We start from the raw sequence: 25,728 nt of genomic DNA, 5'->3' as shown, positions 1-25,728 counted from the left end.
AATGCGTCATTAAAATGTATAGTTAACACTTAACCCGAAAATCCTTCCGCTATAAGCACGGAATAAGATCTTATCAATATCTTTATCATACCTGTTCGTGGCACCCGGCACAAGTTGCTGCAATTCTCTGGCTGTCTTATTTCCTGTATTGTCAGTATAGCCTAAATAAGAATTAAAGTTGTTGTAATATTCTTTTACCCTGTTGAAGAGATTCCTTACATTAAACTTCACTTCAAGATTTCTGTTTCTTAAGAGTTTATAGGATACCTGTGCATCTGCCACCGCGTAAGGACGTTGAATTTCTTCTGCATTATAAGAATATCCTACTGTCATATACTGATCTCCTTTTGCATTATATAAAAAATTAAATCCCAGTCTTTTTCCATCATACATCAATCCTACATTATATGCATAAGGAGTCTGTCCGTAAAGAGGTCTATCCACTTCATAGGTTTCGTCATTCTCGCCTGTTTTATACTGATCTTTAAAAGCAATTACTTTCGTTGTATTGTAGGTGAAATTTCCACTTACAAAAAGTCTTTCAAATAATGATCCTTCCGCAATAAATCCGAGGTTTTTCCTTACCTCTACTTCTACTCCTTTCAGCTTTGCATTTTTTGAATTTCCATTGTACAAGGATAGATTTCCATCATTGGAAAGGCGGCCCTCACGTTCAATAGGTCTGTCAATATCCTTATAATACAATCCGGCAGAGAATATCTCCCCCAATCCAGGAAACCACTCAAATTTAAAATCGTAATTGTTCACTGTAGATGATACCAACTGTGTATTGAAAATCTGCCCATTCGCTATCGGGTCAAAATAAGGTAATCCGGTTCTCTCATTAAACTGAGGACGAATAACAGTCTTGTTGTAAGCAAGCCTAAGGTTTATTTTATTGGTGGGACTATAAGTAAAATTGGCAGAAGGCATCCATTGCCATGGTTTATCATCAACTCCTACTCTGGCAAAATTATTGGAATCATTCTTAGACTCGATTTGCTGAGAAATAAGATCATATTGAAAATATTCTGCACGTAATCCCCATACTAGCCTGAATTTATTGTTCCAGCGGTTGTCAAACATCACATATGCAGCATGCTGCTCAACTTCACCTTCATATTTACCATCATCCATGTACAATGGCCTGGTCTCCCATCCAATTCCCCCGGGTACATAATGAGAGCCATCAAACCAATCGGCAAGAGATCCATACATTTCCAAAAATTTCGGATTCGGAACATCCCGGTTTCCATCTACTCTCAATAAAAATTTCTGCTGTTGATTTGTATTGGTTTTTGAGGCTCCGGCATATCCTATTTTAATATCATTTTTAAAATTTCCTCTGTCAAAACCCCATTTAAAAGAAGCTCCATAATTATAATCTGTTTCTTTGCTGGTAATATATCCTCTTGCAAAATCACTTGCAGAATTATTGGCGACATGATAATTCATGATTTCACGTCCTACAAATTTGTATAAAGTCCTGTGCTGGGTATAATCCTTAGTGTCTGATGAAACTCCTGTTCTGGCAGCAAACCAGTTGATTTCCATATTCCCTATCTTATGGCTTCCTTCCAGCTTATTTTGTAAAAACATCTGATAAACAGGATATACTGTATTCTCCGTAAAAGGTTTATCTAATGATGGAATTTTTGATGGATCATTATTGGGAATTATCCCATGATAAAAATAATTATAAGCAACTTCTGCATTGGCTGGCGAACCACTTCCATTGGTGTTTTCATCCCATCCTGTAATTCTTGTCAGTGTATTATCATAGATATGGGTATATGAATTACGGAATGAAATTCTACTCTTTCCCAACTGTAATCCAAAATTCAGCATTCCTGCCACCGTCGAATTATAATTATAGGATGCTCCTGTATTCTTAAAATTATAAAAAGGCATTTTTCCATTGGCATCAAAAGCAGTCTCTGTAGTATCCAGCCAGCTTCCTCTTCCTGTATGATCTATATCCAGCTTATTCTGTTCATTTCTGATAATGAATGCTCCGGCAAAGCCCCATTTGCTATTATTTTTAAGAGCGTAAGTTCTTCCTAATGCCAATTGCCAATTGGACCCCATATCTCCCCTTGTTTTATATGTTGTGAAATTATCATTCCTGAATTGGCTAGACTGTTCAAAAAACATAGGATTGTTCCAGTTCATCGCTTTAAGACCCTGAGGAAAATCTCTTGTTCCGTCATCGTACCCGAAATAATCATACTTTCCTCTTTTACGGGTCAGAAATTCTTTGAAAGCAGACTGATCGTTATAAGAAGTTCCCATACTTACGGTGGTAAAATTTTCATTAGGAATATCTTTAGTTCTTACCTCTACAAACCCACCTGCAAAATTGGCATTCATATCCGGCGTTGCAGATTTACTTACAACCACACTTTCCACCATTGCTGTAGGAATAATATCGAAAGAGAAATTCTGATTATAGGCTTCGGTACTGGGCAGGTTGATCCCATCCATCGCTGCGGTATTCCATCGTTCTCCCATAGACCTTACGACTACGTATTTGTTATCTATAGTGGTGATTCCTGTTACTCTCTTCAAAGTTCCGCCCACATCATTATCAGGAGTTTTAGCAATCTGTTCGGCAGAGATTCCATCACTCAACTGGGCCGCTTTCTTTTGTTGCGCCAACAATCCTGCCTGAGTATCTGCTTTACGCGTTGCCGTTACCACCACTTCTTTGATGTCAGTAATTTTATCAGAAACCCTGTTCAGTGCAAAGGAAACGGTATTTGTTTCTTTATTGATGATTGATAATTTTTCTACCCTGAGTGTGTTATATTTAGATGCTTTCACTGTCATGTTATAAAGTCCTGAAGGAAGGTCTACAGAGAAATCTCCATTATTATCTGTTACCGCGGTTCTTCCTGCAATATTTATTTCTGCACCCACAACAGGATTTCCCACTTCATCCACTATTTTTCCGGAAATACGCCCGTTTCCCGGTACAGAAACATTAGAATTTTCATATTTTATTGAAATGAGATCCCCATGTAAGCGGAATACTACAGGAAGCCCGTTGATAATATCTTTCAGGCAATTATTAATAGAAGAATTTTCACATTTTACCCCTTTTACCTTCAGCTCTTTAATATCATATTTTGAATAAGCCAGTCTCATTCCTGTTTTTCCTGCAAATTCTTCCAAAACTTCAATTAATGGTCTGCTTGCAGGAACAGAAAACGAAACTTTCTGAACCAATTCCTGTGCTTCTGCTGCAACAGTAAAAAATAGGGCTGCTATGGTAAAACCACATTTCAAACTTTTCATACGTAAGTGTTCTCTTTTGATTAAGGTTATCAGATTATTTAATTTTTTGATGGTTATTTTTTCAGGATGTAGATATTATCGTTTTTCTGAACTTCAAATCCCAGGATAAAGGCAAGGGCATCAATATTTTCACTGACAGTTCCTCCCGTAAAATCTGCTGTGATTTTTTTATCCTCCACTTCTTTTGGGTAATGAATTTTTGTACTATAATTACCTTCCAATACTGTAATTACCTCCTTTAAAGGAACATCGTTAAAGCTTAAAGACAACAGCTTAAGATGCTGTTTCCCTGATACTCTGTCAGGAGCGAATGAAATAATAGCTGTAGTACGGGCAACGCCCAGATTCGTCCATTTCTGATTCGGTTTCAGATAAGAAACAGGAACTCCAATGGAAGATACAGCCACCTTCCCTTCATAAAGATCTACTGCTTTTTTCTTCCCGGACTGAGAAACTTTAAATATTGTTCCCAATACTTTTGTACTGAAACCTTCTGCATGAACAATAAATGGATGAGATTTTGATTTTGCTACAGAAAAGATAGCATCTCCTTTTAAATCCACCACTCTCGTAGATGCAGGAAATGATTTGGCCACCGTAAGTTCTGCTCCGGGCAGTAAAGTCACTACAGATCCGTCTTCAAGGTGAACAATCCTGTTTTCTGATACCGCTAGATAGACATCAGGCTTTATCAGTGTATGATACGTCAAAATCCCTCCCAGTGTTAAAAACAGAATAATGACCGCTGCAGTTTTGTAGACATTCTTCAGAAGATGATTTCTGTATCCTATTTTTTCATAAGGCACAAAATAATGCTCCAAACCTACCAATACTCTTTTTTTAGATTCCTGCAGATGAACTTCATCCAGATCTTTTTCTGCATGGGCTTTCCATTTCTTTACAATTTCCATTTCTTTTTCAGAGTTTTTTTCCCCTGAAACTTCGCGTGTCCAAAGTTTGAAAACAAAGGCCTCGATATTTTTATAATTAAAACGTCTCATAAAATATTTCATAGTATTCACCGATACTTCTATCAATAAGACTATGAAAATGAGAAACTTCCCCAGCGCATTTTTAACGTTCCGTTCATATTAAGGCTAAAACTCAGATATTTTTCAACCTATTTTACATTTACTAAACATTAAATTCACAATTAAGGGATAATTTTCAGAAATATTTAACCATACCATAATTAAAGTTCACAAAAAGTTAATTTTCCTTTAGGTAATTTTGTTGCATTAATATGAATCTAACAGACTCTACTTTATTAAAGAAAATAAAATCAGGCGACCGCCCTGCATTTATGCTGTTGTATGACCGATATTGGGATAGTTTATACCGCTTTGTATTTGTAAGGACAAAGGATAAAGAAGCCTCTGAAGAGCTGCTTCAGAATTTATGGATAAAGATCCTTGAAAATACAGAGATGATACAAACGGATGAATCGGAAAGTGCAAAAGGTTACCTGCTCCGACATCTTCATTATCGTATCCTTGATTATTATAATAGCTTTAAAAAAGCTCTGCCCACATTGAGTATTGATGAATTTGATATCCCTTCAGAAATAGATATTTCAGACACTGAGTATTTTGAGATTCTTGAGGAAAATGAGATCTCGGTCTTACTATCTATGATTGATGAAGTAGTTTCTCACCTTCCAACCACTGAACAGCAGGTCTATGATATGAGGATCCGAAAAAATATGTCTGTTAATGAAACAGCGGAAGCACTTGGAATAAGCAATAAGACGGTTAGTAATAAACTAAGCAAATCCCTTGGTGAAATTCGCGAACAGCTTAATCCGGATTATCAATCTTCTAAAAAATTAATATCCATTTTAATGCTGATGGAACTCCTCACAAAATATTGATAAAAGCCTGAAGATGAAAGTAATTGCTTTTTATTAATAAATAATAGTTATTGTAAAAGTCTTCAACAAACTTAAAAAACAGGCCACTGAGCTGATGTAAAGTTCAGAATTTTAAAATCCGCGTGCTCAAAATCTATACTTTCATCATTATTGGTAAAAACAATAGTTTTCATTCCGGCTGCTTTAGCGGCTTTCAATCCTGAATGGCTGTCTTCAATCGCAATACAATGCTCAGGTAATATCCCTAATTGTTGAGCAGACGTAAGATATACAGCTGGATGAGGTTTCCCCTGTTCCTCAAATTCTGATGAGTGAATGGTATCAAAACACTCACGAACCTGAAGTTTTTCAAGAACAGCATCTGCAACACGTAAAGGGGCATTGGTAGCCAGTCCTATTTTATATTCTTTACCTTTAAGGTCTTTAATAAATTCTTGTATCCCGGATATGGTACAATTCTCAGTTTGAATCAGTTCAATTACTTTAGATACAACTTCCTGTTCTACCGAAGACACATCCAAATTTTCCCATGGAAATTTCCTGTACCAGAACTCTGTAACCTCTGTTGTAGTCATATATTTGGTCTGTGCAGCCAAATCATCAGTTATCTGAACTCCATAAGAAGAGAATACCTCCTGCTCTGCCTTCGCCCAGAAACCTTCAGAGTCTACAAGAACTCCGTCCATATCAAAAATCACAGCTTTTAAAACCATAGGTGAAAATAAATTTAAATAATGAAATCTATTATTGGCTGATCTTATACACACATCGTTGTCCCCCGGAAATAATATGATCTACCCTTTCTACAGTGTATTCCTTACCAATCAATGACTGAAAGTTTGATAGTTCCGCCCTACAAAATCCCTGGCATTCTGTAGCCGCCGCACAAATCGGGCAATGATTTTCGATCAGGAAATATTCTTTTCCTTCTTTCTTCCATTCTGCCATATATCCTTCTTTGCTTCGGGCTTCGGCAAGAACCTCCAGGCGTTGTTCTAAATTTTTTGTCTTAGCAAGGGCCTTTTCATATCGCTCGTGGGTATTTTTTTCCCGGTCACTAATTAACAGGTCTAATGCATTTTCCCCTAAAATATTTTTTACAGATTTCAAAAGCTGAACCGTTACTTCAGCATGAGTGTCCGGAAATTGAGCCAGTCCCTTATCCGTAAGAATATAATAAGTAGATGGCCGGCCCACTCCTTCACTCTTCATTGTCGGTTCAATCAATCCGGCTTCTGCAAGGTTCAGTAAATGCTTTCTCGCTCCCTCTTTCGTGATGGATAATTCTTTAGCAATCAGAAGTGAAGTAGCTTCCCCTCGCATCTTTAAAAACATCAGGATACGATCTGCTGCCGGTTTCTTCATTTGACAATATTTAGGTTGTTTTATTTTCAACAACAAAGATAGTCATTTTCTATAATCTTAAAATATTAAACACAAAACGCTAATTACCAACACATTAAAAATACAAATCACGTCACCTATAAAACAACCAAAAAGTTGTTTTATTCAAATATATTGCTACCTTTGTCCAACATTAATCAAAAATAAATGCACATGAAACCATTTACACTACCTCAATTATCTTATGCTTATGATGCTTTAGAGCCATTTATCGATAAAAATACAATGACTATTCACCACCAGCGTCACCATCAGGCCTATGTAGATAATCTGAATGCGGCTTTAGAACAGACCCATGAAACCAATCCTGATCTTGATTCCTTATTACAAAGAATCAGTGAATATAGTCCGGCCGTAAGAAATAATGGTGGTGGGCATTTCAATCATTCTTTATTCTGGGAAATCCTCTCTCCACAACCTAAATTAATCCCTGAGGGAAAACTGAATGAAGTTATTGTCTCCACCTTCGGAAGTCTTGAAGAACTTAAGGCAGAAATGAAGAAGGCAGGACTTGGGCAATTTGGATCCGGCTGGGTTTGGTTGTATATAAAATTCAATGGATCTCTTGCGGTAAGTTCAACACCTAATCAGGACAATCCTATGATGGATATTCTTCCGGTGAACAGAGGATTTCCAATCCTTGGAATTGATGTTTGGGAACATGCCTATTATCTGGCTTATCAGAACAAAAGAGCAGATTACCTGGATTCTTTCTGGTCTGTATTAGATTGGGCATCTGTAGAAAAAAAATATGAAGAAGCTCTTTCAAAAATAAGATAGTAAATACAAATATTGCTAACAATGGATACCCAGACTTTCGTAAATAAAGCAAAAGCTTCCGGCATTATTGCTTTTGACTTTTTAGACTATAAACCCACTACTGAGATTGTGGAATTAGATATCAAGAATCATCTTTTTATGGGAATGATCGTCAAGGAAAAGGAATTTAAAGAATCAATTGCAGCAGTAGATTATTCTGTGTACAAAAACAAAGCTGTTGGAATTATTTGTTCAACCGACGCTATTATTCCGCCTTGGGCTTATATGTTTCTCATGGAAAAACTATCTCCTTATGCTGCTTATGTAGATTTAAACAACGCTGAAACCGTTCTCCTTGATCTCTGGAAGCGTCGTCTAATTTATGCAGACCTAAGACATTTTAAAAACCAGAAAGTAGTTGTTAGAGCTAATACCTCCCATGATCCTGCGCTGTATTTATTAGCCACTGAACTTTTAAAACCATTAGTCAAAAGCCTGATGTATGGCGAAATAGGGTTACCCAAAGTAATTTTCAAAAAATAAAACAAAATGAAAGCAATCATATTCAACGGATCTTTGGAAAGAAGAACAGAATCCACTTCCGGACTGATCTCTGCTTACCTATCAGAGCAGCTGAAAGCGCTTGGAATTCACACTGATGTTTTTACGCTTGCAGATTCCGGAATTCCTTTATTTGATGTCACACTCAACAAAACACCTCTGGCTGTTGAACGGATGACACAAATGTTTCAGGATGCAGATCTTCATTTCTGGCTAGCTCCACTCTATCATGGAAGTATTCCGGGAGTAATGAAAAATTGCCTAGACTGGCTGGAAGTAACAGCTAATACCTATGAGCCTTATCTTACAGACAAAACCATAGGTCTGTTATGCTGGGCAGATGGGTTACAGGCCATGCAGGGAATCAATGCGATGGATGCCATTGCCAAATCATTACGGGCATGGCCTCTTCCTTTCAGTGTTCCGATTCTCAGAACATCATTATTTGACAACGAGAATCCAAAGCAGATCTCAGCATTTTATTCCGGTAAACTTGATAAGCTTATCAGCATAGCTACCACAAAGAAAATAGAAAAAACGATAATAAATCAATCATAACATGATAGAAACAGATATACTGATCATTGGTGCCGGCCCTGCAGGGTTATTTACGGTTTTTGAAGCCGGCCTTCTCAAAATGCACTGTCATATTATTGATGCATTGCCACAGATGGGAGGCCAGTTATCAGAATTATATCCCAAGAAACCCATTTTTGATATTCCGGGATTTCCGAGTGTATTGGCTGGTGACCTGATTGATAATCTTTATGAACAGATCAAACAGTTTGAACCCGGATTTACATTTAATGAAACCGCTGTACATCTCCTGAAACTGGAAGAAAATCTTTTTGAAGTAATTACAGATAAAGGAACAAAACATAGAGCAAAGGCTGTTGTAATTGCCGGTGGCTTGGGAAGTTTTGAACCTAAAAAACCACCTATTGAAAACATTTCCTTGTATGAAGACCGTGGTGTCAATTATTTCATAAAACGTCCGGAAGATTATGCAGGAAAGCGTGTGGTGATTGCCGGAGGTGGAGATTCTGCCCTGGACTGGACTATACATCTTGCGGAAAAAGCATCATCATTGACTTTAATTCACAGACGAAATGAATTCAGAGGAGCTCTGGATTCAGTAGAAAAAGTAAAAAAATTAAAGCATGAAGGAAAGATCAATCTGGTGACTCCGGCAGAGGTTATTGGCCTTAAAGGCGAAAATTCTCTACAGGAAATTGTAGTGGAAAAAGAAGGAGCCATTCAAATCATTGAAGCCGACCATTTTATTCCTTTATTCGGATTGGTTCCTAAGCTTGGACCTTTGGCTGACTGGGGACTGGAACTTGAAAAAAATGCAATTAAAGTGGATAACAGTACAGATTTCCAGACCAATATTGGAGGCGTTTATGCTGTAGGCGATATCAATACTTATCCTTTTAAAATGAAGCTAATCTTATGTGGGTTTCATGAAGCCGCCATTGCTTGCCAAAGCATTTATCAGCGGCTGAATCCTAATAAAAAGTTTGTTTTAAAATACACTACCGTAAGCGGTGTTGAAGGTTTTGACGGAACGAGGAAACAAGCAGAAAAACAAGTAGTAGCAACGATTGACTAATATCCATGAAAGACGAAATAACAATTACAGTGACAGATCAGACCGGTATTCAACATACCCTGATCTGTCCACTGGAGATGGGACTTACTTTAAAAGACATCTGTAAAGCCTATGAACTTCCTATGGAAGCCATGTGTGGTGGTATGGCGATGTGTGCCACCTGTCATTGCTATATTCTGAATGGAGCGGCCTCATTATCTGAGAAAAATGATGTGGAAGAGGCCCTTCTTTCAGAATTATTCACCACCAAGGAAACCAGCAGATTGGCATGTCAAATCTATCTGACTGGTCAAATGGATGGACTCTCCATAGAAATTGCAGCAAATTAACAGATTCAAGATCAAGTTTGCACAGTTTATGATGTAATAAATTGTTGGAACTGTTTTAATTAAGTTTAGTAGGGATTTCTAAAACAGTATGTTGAAGGAATCCCTTTTTTACAACATCTTAAAAATAAAAATATGGCAATTAAAATAACTGATGACTGTATCAATTGCGGAGCCTGTGAACCGGAATGCCCAAATTCAGCCATTTACGAAGGCGCCATCGACTGGCGTTGGCAGGATAAAACCAAACTTTCGGGTCATATCACCTTCCCGGATGGAACTGAAGCTGATGCTGGCGCTTATAATCAGGCGGTTTCGGATGAGGTCTATTATATAGTCTCTGGAAAATGTACGGAATGTAAAGGTTTTCATGAAGAACCTCAGTGTAAGGCTGTTTGCCCTGTAGACTGCTGTATTGATGATCCGGACCATCGTGAAAGTGATGAAGTATTATTTGACCGGCAGAAATTTATGCATGAAGTTTAATCTTTCATCTATTATTCATTAATTTATTTTGTAACAATGACTTAACCTATTTCTACTAATCGGGAAACGAAATATCATCAATAATTTAAACCCAATACTATAAATTATGAAACCGGTATTATTTTTTCTCGTTATGCTTTCTGCTTTATTATCAGCTCAGACAGATGTTCCAAAGCTCAAAAAAGAATATATTCAGCTTTTAGAAAAATCCAATTATGGTAATAATCCAAAAGCTGGTAAATATTATGATATTAATGGAATCAAAATGTATTGTGAAACCTATGGAGAAGGCCAGCCCTTGCTTCTCATCCATGGAAACGGAGGTTCAATTGTAGATTTTTCTAAACAAATTCCCTATTTTTCCAAACATTATAAAGTGATTGTTGCCGATAGCAGAGCACAGGGAAAATCAATAGATAAAGGAGACGCTCTTACTTACGAAATGATGGCTGATGATTATGCGACACTCCTTCAGACAATGAAAATTGATTCTGCTTTTGTGATGGGCTGGAGTGACGGAGGAATTAACGGGCTTTTGCTAAGCATGAGACATCCGGAAAAGGTAAAGAAACTTATTGTTACCGGAGCTAATTTAAGACCGGATTCTACAGCAGTACAACCTGATGTATTTAAAAGAGTGAGTGATAATTATGCAAAATTTAAAGAGGTTTTTGCCAACAAAAAAAACAAAACAGATCTGGATGATATGGTTTTCAAGCTTAAAAGATTATTGAGCGAACAGCCCAATATAGATCCAAAAGCTTTAAAGAGCATTAAGGTTCCTGTTCTTGTAATTGGAGGAGATAATGATGTGATAAAACCGGAACATACCCTGGAAATCTTCAGAAATATCCCTAAAGCCAATCTTTGGATTTTACCCAATTCAGGACATGCTACTTTAGTGGTTTATACAGATGAATTCAATGCTAAAGCAGATACTTTTTTTAAAACAAAATTCAGAACTATTAAAGATCGGGATCGTGAGTTTTAATAATAACCACGCTATAATCAACATTATATTTAAATTTCTATTCAATCTATAAAGGCGGGTTTCAATCCGCCTTTTAGTATTTAGTATTTAATCCGGTTTTAGTCCAAACTTACTTTCCTTTAATTTCATGATATATCTTTTGAGTAAAAGGTGTATCAAGATGAACATCTGCTCCATATTTTAAAACCGCTCCGGCAAACAATTCCAGTTCGTTATCTTTCTTTCCGGAATGAATATCTAACTGTAAGGATGTTGGAGTTTCAAAAGGAAATGTAGATGCTTTTTCAAAAGTTCTTTCTATAATATCTTCCGAAAGATGAATTTGTTTTTTATCTGCAATCTGTTTTATTTCCTTCATAATTTCCGTTGCTTCAGCTTTCTGCCGTTCATCAGTGCATACTATTCCTATGGATGAATTATGTTTGGCTGTTACCAGTCCAAAGCTGGCAATGAAAATAAACTTCGTCCAGATATCGGTTAAGGAATTATCTTTAAAGTCAAAGTCAATCTTGCTTTCTTCAAGCAGCTCTGTTACCCATGCAACATCACTTGAAAAATGTTCAGGATCTCTTCCTACAATCATTTTCCCAGCTTTTCCTTTATGTTCCACTGTCCCTCTTTCTTTAATATGAGACGCTACATAAATACAGGTTGGCAGAATAATGTGGCATGGAATTATTTTTCGGATTCTGTCATAAATGTCTGCTCCATTCATCATGGGAAGTACTATTGTCTCTTTGGTAATAACCTCTTTAAGTTGTTTACAGACATTTTCAAGATCATATTCTTTTACACAGATCAAAACCAGATCGGGATTTTTAATATCGCTGATATTCTCCTCAATCGCATTAGGGCGAGTCCGGTCATTGGGATGTTCCGGTGAAAGTAATACTAATCCATTTTCTTTTACTTTATCATAAGTTTCTCCTCTAGCCACAAAAGAAACAGTATATTTCCCGGAAGTTTCATTAATCTGATTGATTTTAAAACCAAAGTATCCCCCTACGCCTCCTAATCCTACAACTACAATATGTTTTTTGTTCATGAAATTATTTTTAGCAAAGATGAATGACAAATTTTAATCTATCACTTGACAAATGAAAAGAAATGGTGGATTTTGAGGAAATAATGGGGTTTTGACGGGATGGAAGCTGGGAGCCGGAGGTAGGAAGCTATGGAGATTCCAAAACAAAATTCATTCTATGTTTACAGATTTTCTCTTGTTATAGGGGTAGGTTTGTTGGAAATCGCGAAGGCGCAAGAGGTTTTGGATGCGGAGAATTCTTTAAGGTGCAAGAATTTTATCTCCGATAAAATTACATGCTGTAGATTTCATAAGTGCTTAATTAAGTAAAAAAATATCAGAAATTATTCGTCTGCAATACCTTCCAGCCTCCAGCTTCCCTCTTTATTTATGAATATCTCTTCTGATTCTGCTTAATGAGCTGTCCTTAATTCCAAGATAGGAAGCAATTACTTTAAGCGGAACATGTTGAAAAATATTGGGATCTTTCTTCATCAGATTAGAATACCGGGTAGAAGCCTTCTGGCTCGCCATCTCAATCAGTCTGTCGTGAATGTTGTGATAGTTCAAGACAAAAAGCAGCCTGCTGAATTCCCGGAATTCAGGAATATTATGGAAATTATACTGTACATTCTCCAAACCGGTTTCCCAGAACATACAGTCTGTAACAGCCTGATAGATCTCTTTGGTGGGCTGCTGCCTGAAAAAGGATAAAAAATCATTCACAAAACAAGGGGCAGCATAAATATTTGTGGTAATTTCTTCATTATCTTCATTCAGCAGATAAGAACGAACGTAACCTTTTTCCAGAAAATAGGTTTTAGTGCTGATGGTATTCTGATCCAACACAATATCATTAGCTTTCAGCTCAAACGGTTTGAAGGTTTCTGTAATTTTCTCAACCACTTCATCTTTAATACTGAACAGGGAATGAAAATAATTATTGATCGTTGATTTATCCATTGCAAAGTACAAGGCTATCTATTTTTAGCTGTCTAAAATAGGGATAATTCTGTGAATTTTCAGTGAAAATATAAATTGAAGAACAGATAAGAAACCCTCCATCAATTCTACGATTTGACACCCTTCCAGTGGAAGGGAATGATTACGTCCTCAACTGTAATATCAGTAATGATGAGAAACTTTAATTTAAAAAGTTACAGTTTTTATGATTACATCTAGTTTAGTTTTACCGCTTTTGTTGCTATAAAGGTGGGCAGGTATTTATCAATTAAAAATCTTGGATGGGGCTGCATTTCTTCTGTAAAATCGGCAATCACAAAACCGGCCTTTAATTGGCCACCAATCAGATCAGAAAGAGAATGTCCAAAAACCAGTGCTTCCTGATTCTCCATTTTCCTGGCAATCTGCTTCTGATTCAGGTCTCTGATATCTGCATAAGGCAAAGTATATTTAGGCCTGATGATTCCTTCTGCCATATCCTGTGGATTACGGTCCGCTACAAAAACAATCGGATTGAAAAAACTGGACAATAAAGAACCACCCTTTTTTAAGACTCTGTAAGCTTCTTTCCAGACAGGATTTACGTCTTCCACATAATGATTGGAGATGGGATGGAAAACGATATCAAAAGATTCATTTTCAAAAGCACTGAGGTCTCTCATATCTCCCTGGACCGTTTTCAGGGATAATCCGTCGCGTTCTGCTACCTTGTCATCCTGTCTCAGCTGCTCTTCCGAAATATCAAACACAACAACCTCTGCTCCCACAGCAGCTAGCACCGGAGCCTGCTGCCCACCTGCAGATGCCAGACACAAAATTTTCTTTCCTTTTATATCTCCCAACCAGGCTTTATTTAAAGGTTTTGGGGTAAGATGTACTTCCCATTTCCCTTCCTTTGCCTCATTAATTAATTCTGAACTTACTGCCTGAGACCATTTATTCTGTTCCAATGCCTGTTTGTCCCAGGCTGACTCATTGTGGTGTAAAAAGTCAATTTTTTCTTCTTGCATATTATTATCTTTTTCATTAGCATTATAAAACACTTACAATGCATTACAGTATCCAAATATAGAGACTTTAATACCCAACAACGCTGAAAAGGCTGTCTATTTTCGCGAAAAAGACTGATAAATGATTGTATTTTGGCTGTATTAGATTGTTTTATAACAGAAAAAGTCTTTAAACATACGGTTTAAAGACTTTATAGATGACATTCACAATCTTCTCTGGTGTATTGAAAAAAAGAATCTTATTCCTCACTCATTACTTCATCATACGTAACAGGATCTTCAATTTCCTGATATTGTTCCCATTCAGCCTCAAGTTGTTTATTCGTTTTCATTTCTTCTTCAAGCTTCAAAGTTTCACGATATTGTTTGGCTTCCGCAGATAGGGTCCATTTACAGCTAATTCCCATAGATTCCAGATAACTTCTTACCTCATGGATATTTAATTTAAAAAACTCTTTTCTTGGATTGATTTTATTAAGCTGCCTTTTCAAGAACTTCCGGTGCAATTGTTTTTCCAATGCCGGTGCATCATCACAATAGATCATCGCGTGAACATCAAATTCAAATGGAACACTGGCATCTCCTAATTCCCGGACACGGTCTAAAGGTTCCAGACGTCTTGTCATACCAATTTTATAAACATCTTCTCCAAATGACCCAATATTGGAAATAATATACACATTTCCTGTTCTGGTCTGTTGAGCCATGGATATAGCTCTTTGATTTTTTTCTTCTGCCTGAGTAAGCTTCTGCTGTAGCTCTTCCAATTTCTGTTGAAATTGCAGCTTTTGCTCTTCATTTGCTCTTGCGACCTGAGATTCTGCTTTTTCAATCAATCTTTTTAAAGTCAATTCTTCTTTTTCAGCTTCTTTAATAGCTTTTTCATATTCCTTACGGGCTCTCTCCTCTTCACGGATCTGTTCCCGAATTTGTCTTTGCTCTTCCTGCTCCTGCCACTTCAGTTCCTGAGCAACAACTGCCCATTTTAATTCTTCAACTCTAGCGCTGTGATATACCTCTGAGATTCTTGCATTTCTAAAGGCCTGCCCGTTAAAATTAACCAATTGGAAAGCATCATCCATCTTTTGTTTCAATGTTCCAAAATTGTCTTTTTTTACGGAAGATAAAATAGAGTCTGCTTTTCCGTTATAAGCATCAATAACAAAATCAATAGCTGTGTTCCTTCTTGATTCATCCATATAATCACAAATTCCAGCTTGTCTGCTTACAATCATAAGCTTATTATTCTGACGCAGTTTCTTCAAATTTTCTCCAGCTTCTTTATGTCCAAAATCTTCAGCCAGCTCATCCAGTAAAGTATAGGTTGGTATTAAATATTCATTTCCATAGCCTTTGATGACATTTTTCATGGCTTTAACCCGCTCTGCAATCTGATCGGCTTCTCTTAAGCTTCGGTACGCGTCACCACCAATTGATTCGGCCCTTATTTCTGCATTATCAACAATACGCTTAGCCTCATATACAGCATTTTCATACAGTAATTCAATTTCTCTAGATCTTTTTTCAGTCAGTTCCTTTACATTTCTACGCATTTCTCGTGCCTGTCCCTGTGCATCAGAAAGTTCCAGTTCTGCCCTTGCCTTTATCTTCAAACCATCTCTCTGTGCTTTTTGCAATAGATATTCACACTCTAATTTAACATCAATGATATCCTGATATTTTCTTAAAGCATCATTGTGTTGTAATAACTCTGCATTTTTTTTGCTTAAAACACCTTTATCTGTCTGTAATTTTAATACATCAGTCTTTAATTGACTATTTTCACGGTTCAGGTTTGCAATCTTAGTATCTTTTTTAAGAGATTCTTTTTTTAATGTTCCAGATTTTCCAAATGCATAAAACACTAACAGAAGCAAAATAATAATTAATACGATTTCCATGGTTAATTAGAGATTAGGGTACAATAATAGGCAAAATCATGATCCTTGATGTATGGGAAACCGTAATCTATCTAGTTTTATTTATTTTTCAGAACATTTTCTGATCCCCTGAATTCTGACTATTTTTATATTCGATAAAAAATGCATTATTCAATGAGCGACCTTATATTAAAATCAAAACAATTAATCCTGCGTCCATTCAAAGAAAGTGATGTTTTCAATGTACATGAAATGCTTTTAAAACCAGAAAGTACAGCATTTAATCCTACTTCTTACGCTGATGACGAAAAAGAAACCCAAAAATTGATAAACACATGGCAATCAGAAGCAAAATATGGTGAAGACCGGAAAAAGTTTACTTTTTTAATAGAAACGGCCATTGACCAAACTTTTGCAGGCATTATCGGTATTGATCTTATTAAGCTTCATTACAAAAATGCAGAAACATGGTATAAGCTTAGCCCTGAAGTCTGGGGAAAAGGATATGGGACGGAAGCGTTAGAAAGAATCATTCAATTTGGTTTTGAAGATTTAAAACTGCATAGGATTGAAGCCGGGTGTGCTGTTGACAATATTGCCTCCTATAAAGTCATGGAAAAGTGTGGTATGATAAGAGAGGCACATCGCAGAAAACTACTCCCCTTAAAAAGCGGATGGAGTGATAATTACGAATATGCTATTCTTGAAGAAGACTATTTTTCGAAAATATAAATTAATAAAAACCAAATATTTGTGAAAGTGGCTATATACAATTATACATCACTGTCATTCAGGTCAAAATCTATGTGCTTATACGGTTAAAAAAAAATAGAAGCACATAGAAAATATGGTGAAACTTTATATTGATGGAGAGGGAGAATATTCCGATTTACTAAATACTCTTCCTGTCTTTACTTCCTTGATCTTAATAATTTTATTTCCTTTTTTTATCACATCAAGGATTATTTTTTCCTTTTTAGGATCTTTTTTATCAGAAATTGTCATTTTACTTCCTTTTAGTTCAATGGTATCGTAATCTTCATATCTTACAGTATATCCTAGAAGAACAACACGATCATCTCCTTTATTCGGCTTCTTATAGCTTACGGTCTCCAATGGATAATGAGACATAATGCGTACAGCATACATTCCACTGAAATCATAGATCTTTTCTACAAGGTCATTAGGAGTAAAAGTGGTTAATATTTCGGGCTCATTCTTCCATCTGAATGCTGTGTTAGCCTCCATTTCAGCATTGAAAGCCGTTTCTTTTGCTTTAGGTTCAGGATGCATATACTCCACTTTTTTAGGCGGTGGTGGAGCCTCTTTATTTTTCTTTTTCTGAGCAGGTACAGCGATGGAAATTAATATAAAAAACAGGATAAACTGATAGTTGGATATATTCATTTTGTGATCATTTTTAAAATTAAAATTAGCCTATCATACAGGTGCTTTACTCAAAATTACTACTTTTTCATATTCAAAATCAAAAAGTCATTTTTTTCAACATTCTCATTAAACCTTAAAAGCCAAGCAATATTCAACTAATATATTGATTTACAAAAACATAATAATTAAAATACGTAAAAAAAGCATAAAAGAAGTATTCTATAAAGAAGTCTATTCCGTCCTGATTTTGAACATTTTTAAAAGGTTTTTGGTAAGAATGCAGGCGCTAAAATGATGTAAATTTGCTATACTCAATGAAGAAGTCTCTTTACATATCAATTACTTTTATGCTTGTCCTGTTTTTTACATTACTACTGGGATTCGCTCACCACAAAAAAAGTAATATTTCTGTTCATTCTTCAGAGAATCAAATAAGTTTTAAAGTATCTAATTCCGTTCAGCAGCATGATCTTTTATTCATCGCATCGATTGTTGAAAATGATTTTGATGTTGACAAAACTTTTTTTGATCTGCCTTTTATCCTTTTTGAAAAAGAAATGTTTTCATGGGGATCTGGCTTAAACTCTACTACGATAATGAGTTCTGAAACAGAATGGGCACATCATTATCACCTTCCCAAATATCTTTTATTTCATAATCTAAAGATCAGAATATAAGCTTCATGCTTTAATCTACATTTAAACACCCGCCAATATTGGGTTTCACATCTATAATTCTTATTAAGGTTATCCGAAAAATTCAGGTAATCAGTTTCACCTATAAAAATATAAGCTATGCATGAATTGAGTATAGTGAAGGATATCTTTGACACTTTGCAAGAGCATTATCATGCTAAAGTAGAAGATATCCAACAGGTTCAGGTAACGGCAGGACTATTATCCAATGTGCAGCCTGTCCTGATTCAGAATGCGTTTGATGCATTCATTACCGACCATCCGTACTACCAGGAAATGGAACTTGAAGTGCTCGTCAACGATATTATAGCTCACTGTGACCGGTGCCACAAAGATTTTCCGGTCAGGTACCACAAATTTGTGTGCGACGACTGCGGAACTCCCTCTGCTCATATTGTTCAGGGAAACGAACTCTTTATTTCAAAAGTAATTTTTAAACAAAAAAATCATTAATATGTCAACAGCTAATCCAAAAAGTCTAGGAAACCGCGTAGGATCGGTTCAATGTGATAATACCACTCTTCATTTATTAAAGGCTAATGATTTTGTAGCCAAAGCTATCAGAGACCGTCTGAAAGATGTCTGCGTTATCAATGTATGTTCCTCTCCGGGATCCGGGAAAACAACATTAATGCAGGAAACCGGAAAAAGACTGGCGCAGGATCTTAATATTTCAATTCTTGTAGGTGACCCGGAAACAGAGCGTGATGCGATCAGAATGCGTGAGGCAGGAATCAATGCCTTACAGATTGTAACGGGTGGCATGTGTCATATTGAGGCTCAGATGATTTTGCAGGCACTGGATCACCTCGATTTAGAGGGTGTTGATTTATTATTCATCGAAAACGTAGGAAATCTTCTTTGCCCATCAGCATTTGACCTTGGAGAAGATTATCGTGTCACTCTTCTGGCTTCTACTGAAGGCGATGATAAACCTAAAAAGTATCCCCGTATGTTCTTAACCAGTGAACTGATGCTTGTTTCTAAAGCAGACTTGCTTCCTTATGTTCCATTCTCTGTAGAAGCGGTAACAAAAGATGCCCATGAAGTAAACCCTAATCTTGAAGTCATAACGATCAGTACACTCAACGGTGACGGAATTGAAGAATGGTGCAACTGGCTGAAGGAAAAAGTAAAACTGAAAAAAGAAAGCGCTAAAGAAGCTTAATATGAATACAGTACAACCAATCGTAATTGATGAAATAAAAACAGGAATTGATCTGAACCATCAATGCTCTGACGTTCTGGAACTCGAATGGTTTGAAAACAAAAAGCAAAAACTAACCCGGATCACCAAATCCGGGGTGGTTTTAGAACTAAAATTAAAAAATAGAAAAGAATGGCAGCAGGGAGACAGATTATATAACGACGGGCAGCTGATGGCAACCATTCTCATCAAAACCTGCCTTACCATATGTTTTTCCACTGAAAATAATGGTGAAGCAGCAGACTTCTGTTATTTTATCGGAAATCAGCATCTGCCGGTATTTCTAATCTCCCATAAAAAGTTCGCTGTTCCTTATGACGGTCGTCTGTATGAGCAGCTTTCTTTAAGATATGGTAAACGTATTGAACTGATGGATGCTCAGCTTTTATCTCATCAATCCTTACGTTACCTGGCAAAAAATAGAATCTATGAAAATTAAAAGTCTATTTATTACAGTATTTTCAACACTCATACTCGTATTGCAAAGCTGTAATAATTCCAAAAATTCAAATAATACAGAAACCTCAGCAAATACAGAAGTATCTGCAACAGACAGCAGAGGTAAAAAGATCACGCTTCCTCATGAAGCGATGCGCGTTGTTGTTTTATACAATGCATTGGTGGATGATGTCTATATGCTTCAGGCAGGCGAAAAAATTGTAGGAATACCTCAACAGATCTACGAAATGGAAGATACTTACAGCTTCCTTTCCAAACTTGATGACCGTATTAAAAACAAAAGTATTGCAACTCCTACTTTTGGGGGACAGTCCAGTAATGCAGAAAGTATTGTAGGATTGAAGCCTGATTTGGTGTTGACCTTTAATACTGATGAGGACAATATCAATCAAATTGAAAATCTGGGAATTCCGGTATTTACTTTTTCTTCTTTAAATGATGAAAAGATTCTTGATGAACTAAATAATGTTGGGAAACTGCTTGGAAAACAGAAACGAGCTGAGGAAATTACAGGATATGTTGCTGATGAAGTAAAAAAAATGAGAGCATCTCAAGCCACTTCTCCTAAAAAGATCTACTATGCGTGGTCAAAAGGACGTATCATGTCTACTTCAGGAAAAGGAAGCCTGATTGATATGGCCATTACCCTTTCCGGAGCTCAGAATGCCTGTCCTGTTCCGGTAGAAGCCCCCAACATCAGTGCTGAAACCATGTATAAGTGGAATCCTGATCTTATCATTCTATGGAATTCAAAGTTATCGGATGTTTACAGCCTTAAGGAATTGGAAGCTCTTCCTGCCGTTAAAAACAAGCAGGTATTTGTAATGTCTCCATCGTTTCCGTACGACCCGCATACGGTGAAGTTTATGTTGTTTGCCAAACAGCTTCGCCATTGGTGTATGCCTGAATATACACAGGAACAGCTGGATCAGGATGTAAAAAAAGCTTTCGAGATAATCTATGGCAAAAAAGGATTGATCTGATGGTAAAAAGCATTAAAACATCTTCCTTACTCATCCTGCTTCCTATACTTTTGGTGTTTGTTTCACTGATGATAGGTTCCAGCCAGAATATTGGTATGGGAGAACTATTTCATCATATCGCCCTGGAGTTTGGGATTTCCAAAGATGAAGCGGTTCTGCAGGGAAGTCTGCATACGATTTTATGGCAAGTTCGTCTACCACGCATCATCCTTACTTTTCTCGTAGGTGCTTCCCTGGCTTCTGCCGGAGGAGTTTTGCAGGCTGTTTTCAGAAATCCTATCGTTGACCCATTTACATTGGGAATTTCATCTGGCTCCGCATTTGGAGCAGCATTAGCCATGTTATTTCCCATAATGGCGGTTAATATTTCTGCTTTTATCTTCGGAGTTATGGCAGTGGTTATCACTTATCTGGTTTCGTATGCCGGAGCCAAAACATCCATTGTCAGTATGGTTCTTGCCGGAATGATCGTATCGGGAGTATTTACAGCATTTCTTACCGTTTTACAATATCTGAGTGATCCTTATAAATTACAGGCTATTGTACAATGGACCATGGGGAATCTACATACTGCTTCATGGCAGAAAGTCCATACTGCTGTATTCCCAATTCTTATTGGTTTAACCGTTATTGTTGTACTTCGATGGAAACTCAACCTTTTAGCCTTGGGAGATCATGAAGCCATGGCTGTTGGAGTCAATCCGACAGTTCTGAAACTGATTCTGATGGCAGTAGCCACGATGATTACAGCATCATCTGTTGCCGCTGTTGGAGTTATCAGCCTGTTCGGATTAATCGTTCCTCATATCAGCAGAATGATTTTTGGTCCGAACAACAGCATTACCGTTTGGGCTAATATTAGTATTGGTGGTGCATTTTTATTATTGATCGATGATTTCTCACGTACTGTAATGCCTTTTGAAATTCCGATCGGAGTATTTACCATGATTATCGGAGCCCCTATTTTCATCTATTTAATGCGTAAAAATGTAATAAACTGGAACTCATGAACACTATGATTAGTATAGAACAGCTTTCTTTTGATTATGAAAAAGATCAGGTACTGAAAAGTGTCAATGCAAAGTTTGCAAAAGGAAAACTTTCGGTTATTTTAGGAAGAAACGGAAGTGGTAAATCCACCTTATTTAAGATCATTGCCGGACTTGAAAAAAACTACAAAGGAAGCGTATGGATTGCCGATAAGGAACGCCGAAAAATAAAAATAGGGACATCTACTCCAGTTCGCATAGGGTTTTTAACCCAATTTCATCAGACTACATTTCCATTTAAAGTGTTTGATGTGGTCTTAACAGGTAGAGCTTCTTTTTCCAGGTTTTCACCCAAACAATCGGACCATCAGGAAGTAGAAGCCATTCTTCAAAAATTTAATTTAACCCACTTAAAAGATAAACCTTATACTTCTCTTTCCGGCGGCGAGCGCCAATTGGTTCTTTTGTGCCGGGTATTGGTTCAGAAGCCGGATATTTTGATGCTTGACGAACCTACCAACCATCTGGATCTTCATTACCAGGTAGCTGTATTAGAAGTTATTCGTCAGTTAGTCCGTGAAGGAACTACCGTTTTATGTGTAATGCATGATCCTAATCTTGCTTTTCAGTTTGGTGATGATTTTTTTGTCATGCGCCATCATGAACTCGTAATTGTTCAGTCAATGGAAACAGATGAATTGAAACGGCTTCTTGAAGAGACATATCAGGTTCCTTTACTTGCCCTGAATAACCAGGGAACTCCCATGTTTGCCCCACAACTAAAATAAAATATATGAAAAATCATGAAGAAATAACGATTTCGTTGGTACAGGATTACCAGGTATTTGAAGTTCTTCCTTATGTCATGGAATTCAGACGTCAATTGTACCCTTTATTAGATCCCTTGATCGTCCCTAAAGATCTTGTCAATTTTGAACAGAATTATTTACTCTCTCCTACCGGAGCTTTTTTACAAGCCCGAACCGCAACCGGGAAACTGATAGGTGTTATTGGTATGATGCCCTATGATTATCGTTTTCCTCATCTGGACATTGATGAAAAGACAACCGTAGAAGTGGCTAGATTATTCGTCAACCCGGAGTACCGAAGAGCAGGAATTGCTACCCAACTGTTTCAGGAACTGATTAAAACTGCACAACAGAAAAATATAAAACGATTATACCTGCATACCCATCCTTTTCTGCAGGGAGCGTATGATTATTGGCTAAAACAGGATTTTAAACTTTTAAAATCATGTTATGAAGGTACCTACCCAACTCTTCACATGGAATTAATGATTACCGCAGAATAATAAATACTACAACAGCGTAGAAAGATACAATGAAGCACATCACTAAAAAAGTATTATACATCAATGGTATAATGCTCTTACTTCCTTTTGCCCTATCGGCACAGGAAACCCATCCTATTTTTGGAAAAATCCTGAATCAGGAAGGGAAAATAATTTCTAATGCCACGGTTTCCATCAACCAGGGAACCATGACCACAACGAGTAAAGACGGTAAATTTCAGTTTGAAACTCCGGTTCAGTATCCTGCTCAATTAATGATTGATGCCCAAGGGTATTCCGGATCCAATATCACATTAGATTCCCTTTCTTATGATGATAAAAACGGAATTACCATTCGCCTGGTAGAAAATCAAACGGCCCTTCAGGAGGTTTTAATTACTGCCAGAAGAAACAATTCTTACCTTACCAATAATTTGGAATTGGGTGGAAAATTTTCGGGGAATTTAAAAGATCTTCCACAATCCGTTTCTATCGTAAGCAGTGAGTTTATGGAAGACAAACAAGCCTATACTACCCGCGATGTGGCTCAGGATTTGGCCGGGGTAACCACAGCCTCTTCTTATGATGATCTTATCATTCGTGGTTTTAAAAGCGGCTACGAAACCGGAATCCGACTTGTGAATGGACTCCGATCAGGATATAGTTACGGAAACAGTTACTATCGTTCTCCCTTAACTATCAATCTGGAAAGTGTTTCTGTTTTAAAAGGCCCTGGCGCCTCATTATTTGGAGATGTGACTCCCGGAGGAACGATTAATATGGTGACCAAAAAGCCGTTGGATAAACAAAAAGGTTCTATCAATTTCTCCGTTGGGAGTTTTCAGACTATCCGTACCAGCATTGATTTGACAGGGCCATTGGATAAAGAAAAGAAAATCCTGTACCGTTTGAATGCAGGGTATGAAGACAGCAAAACCTTTCGAAATGTCAATCAGCAGAAAAACTTTATGATTGCCCCTTCCTTTACTTTTAAACCATTTGACGGAACGCAGGTAGATATTGATCTGGTATATGACCAGTTTCATGGATATCTTGACCGCGGAATGGGTTTGAGAAACAATGACTTTTATGCCCTGGACCGTTCCTTTACTTTAAGTCAGCCATCAGATTTTTATAATACCAAAACGTTGTCATTCAGTGCAAGACTAAGCCAGCGTCTTACGCACAACCTATCATTGAATGCAAGCTATATGAAGTCCATCTATCAGGAAGATGTGAATGAACACCGTACTCTGAACAGCTATGCAGATGCACCCAACAACACGATCATGAATATGCGTTTCTTTGACCGTCATGGAAAAGATTATACGGATAACTCTGTAGTGTATCTGAAATGGGATCTTACCGGTCATAAAATCGAAAATCATATCGTAGCAGGAGTAGATTATGCCCAATATGAAGGAGACAGCAACAACCAGCAACGCGAAGCAAGACAGCAGAGAATAGACGGCAAGATCGTTCCTCTGACATTTGATCTTAATAATCCGACCTATACCACTCATGATCTGAGTAATTACGTATGGTTATCTCAAGGAAATTATCCTTTTTTAAGTCCTTATAAAACAACCGGAATCTATGTACAGGATCAGATTTCATTTGCAGACAGATTAAAACTTATTGTCGGACTGCGTCATGAGCATTATTATTCTGAAACTGTAAGTGGTAAAGACCGTTTTAGTGCTACTCAAAATGCTTGGTTGCCTCGTATTGGATTAACATACCAGATCAATGATCAGATCAATTATTTTGCAAGTTATTCACAGGGATTTGCCCCTGTTGGAGCCAACTTTATCCAGAACTATCAGGATTATGGTGCTGATAAACCATTCACCGCTGAACATAGCTTCCAGGTAGAAACAGGTGTTAAAACCGGATTTTTTAAAAACCAATTACAAATGGACTTATCTCTTTTCCAGATTGAGCGCAAAAATATGCTGATTGCAACAGGTGAAATCAGTACAACAGGATTTCCTGTCTACAGACAATCAGGAGAAGCCGTATCTAAAGGAGTGGAATTGGATATCCGTGGACAGCTGACAAAGGAGTTTCAGATCATGGCGAATTATACTTATAATGATACAGAAGTAAAATCTTCATCCATTGCCTCTGAAGTAGGACAAGCTTTACCAGGAGCTCCTAAAAACATGGCCAGCATGTGGTTGAAGTATGTTTTCTCAACCACTACCTTAAAAGGACTTGGTTTCGGAGCCGGAGTGTATTATGTAGATACCAGACGTATGGATAACAGCATCGGAAAAGACAGCAATGGAACTGCCCGTTGGGGAGAATGGCCGTCTTACACCACTATAAATGCAGCTGTCTATTATCATATCGGAAAAATGAAAATGGCAGTGAATGTCAACAATATTTTCGATAAATACTACTTCCTTGGTGGGTTCGATTATACACGAGCCTTTCCGGGAGCTCCAAGAAATGTAACAGTTTCTGTGGGGTACTCTTTCTAAACTTATTTTTAATCTTGTTAAAGCCTGGGGTGTTTTTTTACAGTCC

General features: G+C 37.1%; 27 protein-coding genes. 18 read left to right on the top strand and 9 right to left on the bottom strand.

Features of this window, described 5'->3' with window-relative positions; all coding sequences use genetic code 11:
- Positions 1-9 precede the first annotated feature (9 nt).
- Both EL260_RS11175 and EL260_RS11170 read right to left on the bottom strand, forming a co-directional pair.
- Positions 10-3,297 (bottom strand): TonB-dependent receptor, encoded by a 3,288-nt coding sequence (locus EL260_RS11175; RefSeq protein WP_123860349.1) that lies wholly within the window; start codon positions 3,295-3,297, stop codon positions 10-12.
- A gap of 53 nt (positions 3,298-3,350) precedes the next feature.
- A complete protein-coding gene (locus EL260_RS11170; RefSeq protein ID WP_228445411.1) occupies positions 3,351-4,298 on the bottom strand; it encodes a FecR family protein in 948 nt (315 codons plus the stop codon).
- Positions 4,299-4,540: 242 nt separating this feature from the next.
- On the opposite strand from EL260_RS11170, the gene EL260_RS11165 reads away from it, so the two are divergent.
- On the top strand, positions 4,541-5,167 hold the full coding sequence (locus EL260_RS11165) for an RNA polymerase sigma factor (RefSeq protein WP_123860347.1): 627 nt from the start codon (positions 4,541-4,543) through the stop codon (positions 5,165-5,167).
- Positions 5,168-5,238: 71 nt separating this feature from the next.
- Here the strand turns inward: EL260_RS11165 and hxpB are convergent, their stop codons facing one another.
- Complete coding sequence (hxpB, locus tag EL260_RS11160; RefSeq protein ID WP_123860346.1) at positions 5,239-5,880, bottom strand: hexitol phosphatase HxpB; 642 nt, start codon at positions 5,878-5,880, stop codon at positions 5,239-5,241.
- A 31-nt stretch (positions 5,881-5,911) separates the two neighbouring features.
- Positions 5,912-6,532, bottom strand: a complete 621-nt coding sequence (locus tag EL260_RS11155; protein WP_123860345.1) for a helix-turn-helix transcriptional regulator — start codon at positions 6,530-6,532, stop codon at positions 5,912-5,914.
- Positions 6,533-6,724: 192 nt separating this feature from the next.
- Between EL260_RS11155 and EL260_RS11150 the strand changes: the two genes are divergently transcribed.
- The 7 genes from EL260_RS11150 to EL260_RS11120 all read left to right on the top strand — a co-directional run bounded on the left by EL260_RS11150 (position 6,725) and on the right by EL260_RS11120 (position 11,306).
- Positions 6,725-7,351: a superoxide dismutase gene (locus EL260_RS11150; RefSeq protein WP_123860344.1), complete on the top strand. Its 627-nt coding sequence runs from the start codon at positions 6,725-6,727 to the stop codon at positions 7,349-7,351.
- A 21-nt stretch (positions 7,352-7,372) separates the two neighbouring features.
- On the top strand, positions 7,373-7,873 hold the full coding sequence (locus EL260_RS11145) for a DUF2480 family protein (RefSeq protein WP_123860343.1): 501 nt from the start codon (positions 7,373-7,375) through the stop codon (positions 7,871-7,873).
- A 6-nt stretch (positions 7,874-7,879) separates the two neighbouring features.
- On the top strand, positions 7,880-8,449 hold the full coding sequence (locus EL260_RS11140; protein WP_123860342.1) for an NADPH-dependent FMN reductase: 570 nt from the start codon (positions 7,880-7,882) through the stop codon (positions 8,447-8,449).
- A 1-nt stretch (position 8,450) separates the two neighbouring features.
- A complete protein-coding gene (locus tag EL260_RS11135) occupies positions 8,451-9,503 on the top strand; it encodes an NAD(P)/FAD-dependent oxidoreductase (RefSeq protein WP_123860341.1) in 1,053 nt (350 codons plus the stop codon).
- Between the two features lie 5 nt (positions 9,504-9,508).
- Positions 9,509-9,832: a 2Fe-2S iron-sulfur cluster-binding protein gene (locus tag EL260_RS11130; protein WP_123860340.1), complete on the top strand. Its 324-nt coding sequence runs from the start codon at positions 9,509-9,511 to the stop codon at positions 9,830-9,832.
- 132 nt (positions 9,833-9,964) lie between these two features.
- The gene (locus EL260_RS11125; RefSeq protein WP_123860339.1) at positions 9,965-10,315 is read left to right on the top strand and encodes a 4Fe-4S dicluster domain-containing protein; all 351 of its coding nucleotides are present in this window, start codon (positions 9,965-9,967) and stop codon (positions 10,313-10,315) included.
- 106 nt (positions 10,316-10,421) lie between these two features.
- On the top strand, positions 10,422-11,306 hold the full coding sequence (locus EL260_RS11120) for an alpha/beta fold hydrolase (protein ID WP_123860338.1): 885 nt from the start codon (positions 10,422-10,424) through the stop codon (positions 11,304-11,306).
- 109 nt (positions 11,307-11,415) lie between these two features.
- Here the strand turns inward: EL260_RS11120 and EL260_RS11115 are convergent, their stop codons facing one another.
- From EL260_RS11115 to EL260_RS11100, 4 genes are all read right to left on the bottom strand, one after another.
- Positions 11,416-12,351 (bottom strand): ketopantoate reductase family protein, encoded by a 936-nt coding sequence (locus EL260_RS11115; RefSeq protein ID WP_123860337.1) that lies wholly within the window; start codon positions 12,349-12,351, stop codon positions 11,416-11,418.
- Positions 12,352-12,714: 363 nt separating this feature from the next.
- Positions 12,715-13,305 carry a Crp/Fnr family transcriptional regulator gene (locus tag EL260_RS11110; protein WP_228445409.1) on the bottom strand — a complete coding sequence of 197 codons (591 nt, stop codon included), beginning with the start codon at positions 13,303-13,305 and terminating at the stop codon, positions 12,715-12,717.
- Positions 13,306-13,508: 203 nt separating this feature from the next.
- Positions 13,509-14,303: a class I SAM-dependent methyltransferase gene (locus EL260_RS11105; protein ID WP_123860336.1), complete on the bottom strand. Its 795-nt coding sequence runs from the start codon at positions 14,301-14,303 to the stop codon at positions 13,509-13,511.
- A 239-nt stretch (positions 14,304-14,542) separates the two neighbouring features.
- On the bottom strand, positions 14,543-16,204 hold the full coding sequence (locus tag EL260_RS11100) for a GIY-YIG nuclease family protein (RefSeq protein ID WP_123860335.1): 1,662 nt from the start codon (positions 16,202-16,204) through the stop codon (positions 14,543-14,545).
- A 153-nt stretch (positions 16,205-16,357) separates the two neighbouring features.
- On the opposite strand from EL260_RS11100, the gene EL260_RS11095 reads away from it, so the two are divergent.
- The gene (locus tag EL260_RS11095; RefSeq protein ID WP_123860334.1) at positions 16,358-16,915 is read left to right on the top strand and encodes a GNAT family N-acetyltransferase; all 558 of its coding nucleotides are present in this window, start codon (positions 16,358-16,360) and stop codon (positions 16,913-16,915) included.
- Between the two features lie 126 nt (positions 16,916-17,041).
- Here EL260_RS11095 and EL260_RS11090 read toward each other — a convergent pair whose 3' ends face one another.
- Positions 17,042-17,590, bottom strand: coding sequence for a hypothetical protein (locus EL260_RS11090; protein WP_123860333.1), 549 nt, complete (start codon positions 17,588-17,590; stop codon positions 17,042-17,044).
- Positions 17,591-17,886: 296 nt separating this feature from the next.
- Here EL260_RS11090 and EL260_RS11085 point away from each other — a divergent pair, with 296 nt between their 5' ends.
- From EL260_RS11085 to EL260_RS11045, 9 genes are all read left to right on the top strand, one after another.
- On the top strand, positions 17,887-18,249 hold the full coding sequence (locus EL260_RS11085; RefSeq protein ID WP_123860332.1) for a hypothetical protein: 363 nt from the start codon (positions 17,887-17,889) through the stop codon (positions 18,247-18,249).
- A gap of 117 nt (positions 18,250-18,366) precedes the next feature.
- Positions 18,367-18,720 carry a hydrogenase maturation nickel metallochaperone HypA/HybF gene (locus EL260_RS11080; RefSeq protein WP_123860331.1) on the top strand — a complete coding sequence of 118 codons (354 nt, stop codon included), beginning with the start codon at positions 18,367-18,369 and terminating at the stop codon, positions 18,718-18,720.
- A 1-nt stretch (position 18,721) separates the two neighbouring features.
- A complete protein-coding gene (hypB, locus tag EL260_RS11075; RefSeq protein WP_123860330.1) occupies positions 18,722-19,435 on the top strand; it encodes a hydrogenase nickel incorporation protein HypB in 714 nt (237 codons plus the stop codon).
- Position 19,436: 1 nt separating this feature from the next.
- Positions 19,437-19,913, top strand: coding sequence for an urease accessory protein UreE (locus EL260_RS11070; protein ID WP_123860329.1), 477 nt, complete (start codon positions 19,437-19,439; stop codon positions 19,911-19,913).
- Positions 19,903-20,916, top strand: coding sequence for an ABC transporter substrate-binding protein (locus EL260_RS11065; RefSeq protein WP_123860328.1), 1,014 nt, complete (start codon positions 19,903-19,905; stop codon positions 20,914-20,916). Before EL260_RS11070 ends, EL260_RS11065 begins: the two co-directional genes overlap by 11 nt.
- Complete coding sequence (locus tag EL260_RS11060) at positions 20,916-21,926, top strand: FecCD family ABC transporter permease (RefSeq protein WP_123860327.1); 1,011 nt, start codon at positions 20,916-20,918, stop codon at positions 21,924-21,926. Before EL260_RS11065 ends, EL260_RS11060 begins: the two co-directional genes overlap by 1 nt.
- A complete protein-coding gene (locus tag EL260_RS11055; RefSeq protein WP_123860326.1) occupies positions 21,923-22,693 on the top strand; it encodes an ABC transporter ATP-binding protein in 771 nt (256 codons plus the stop codon). Before EL260_RS11060 ends, EL260_RS11055 begins: the two co-directional genes overlap by 4 nt.
- Positions 22,694-22,698: 5 nt before the next feature.
- Positions 22,699-23,217: a GNAT family N-acetyltransferase gene (locus tag EL260_RS11050; RefSeq protein ID WP_123860325.1), complete on the top strand. Its 519-nt coding sequence runs from the start codon at positions 22,699-22,701 to the stop codon at positions 23,215-23,217.
- Positions 23,218-23,246: 29 nt separating this feature from the next.
- Entirely contained in the window at positions 23,247-25,682 is a 2,436-nt protein-coding gene (locus EL260_RS11045; RefSeq protein ID WP_123860324.1) for a TonB-dependent receptor, read from the top strand.
- Positions 25,683-25,728: the final 46 nt, after the last annotated feature.

This window comes from Chryseobacterium nakagawai, from assembly GCF_900637665.1.
In the GTDB taxonomy this organism is placed as follows: domain Bacteria; phylum Bacteroidota; class Bacteroidia; order Flavobacteriales; family Weeksellaceae; genus Chryseobacterium; species Chryseobacterium nakagawai.
The sequence above is the reverse complement of the archived record's forward strand: the minus strand, read 5'-3'. Positions and strand labels throughout refer to the sequence as shown.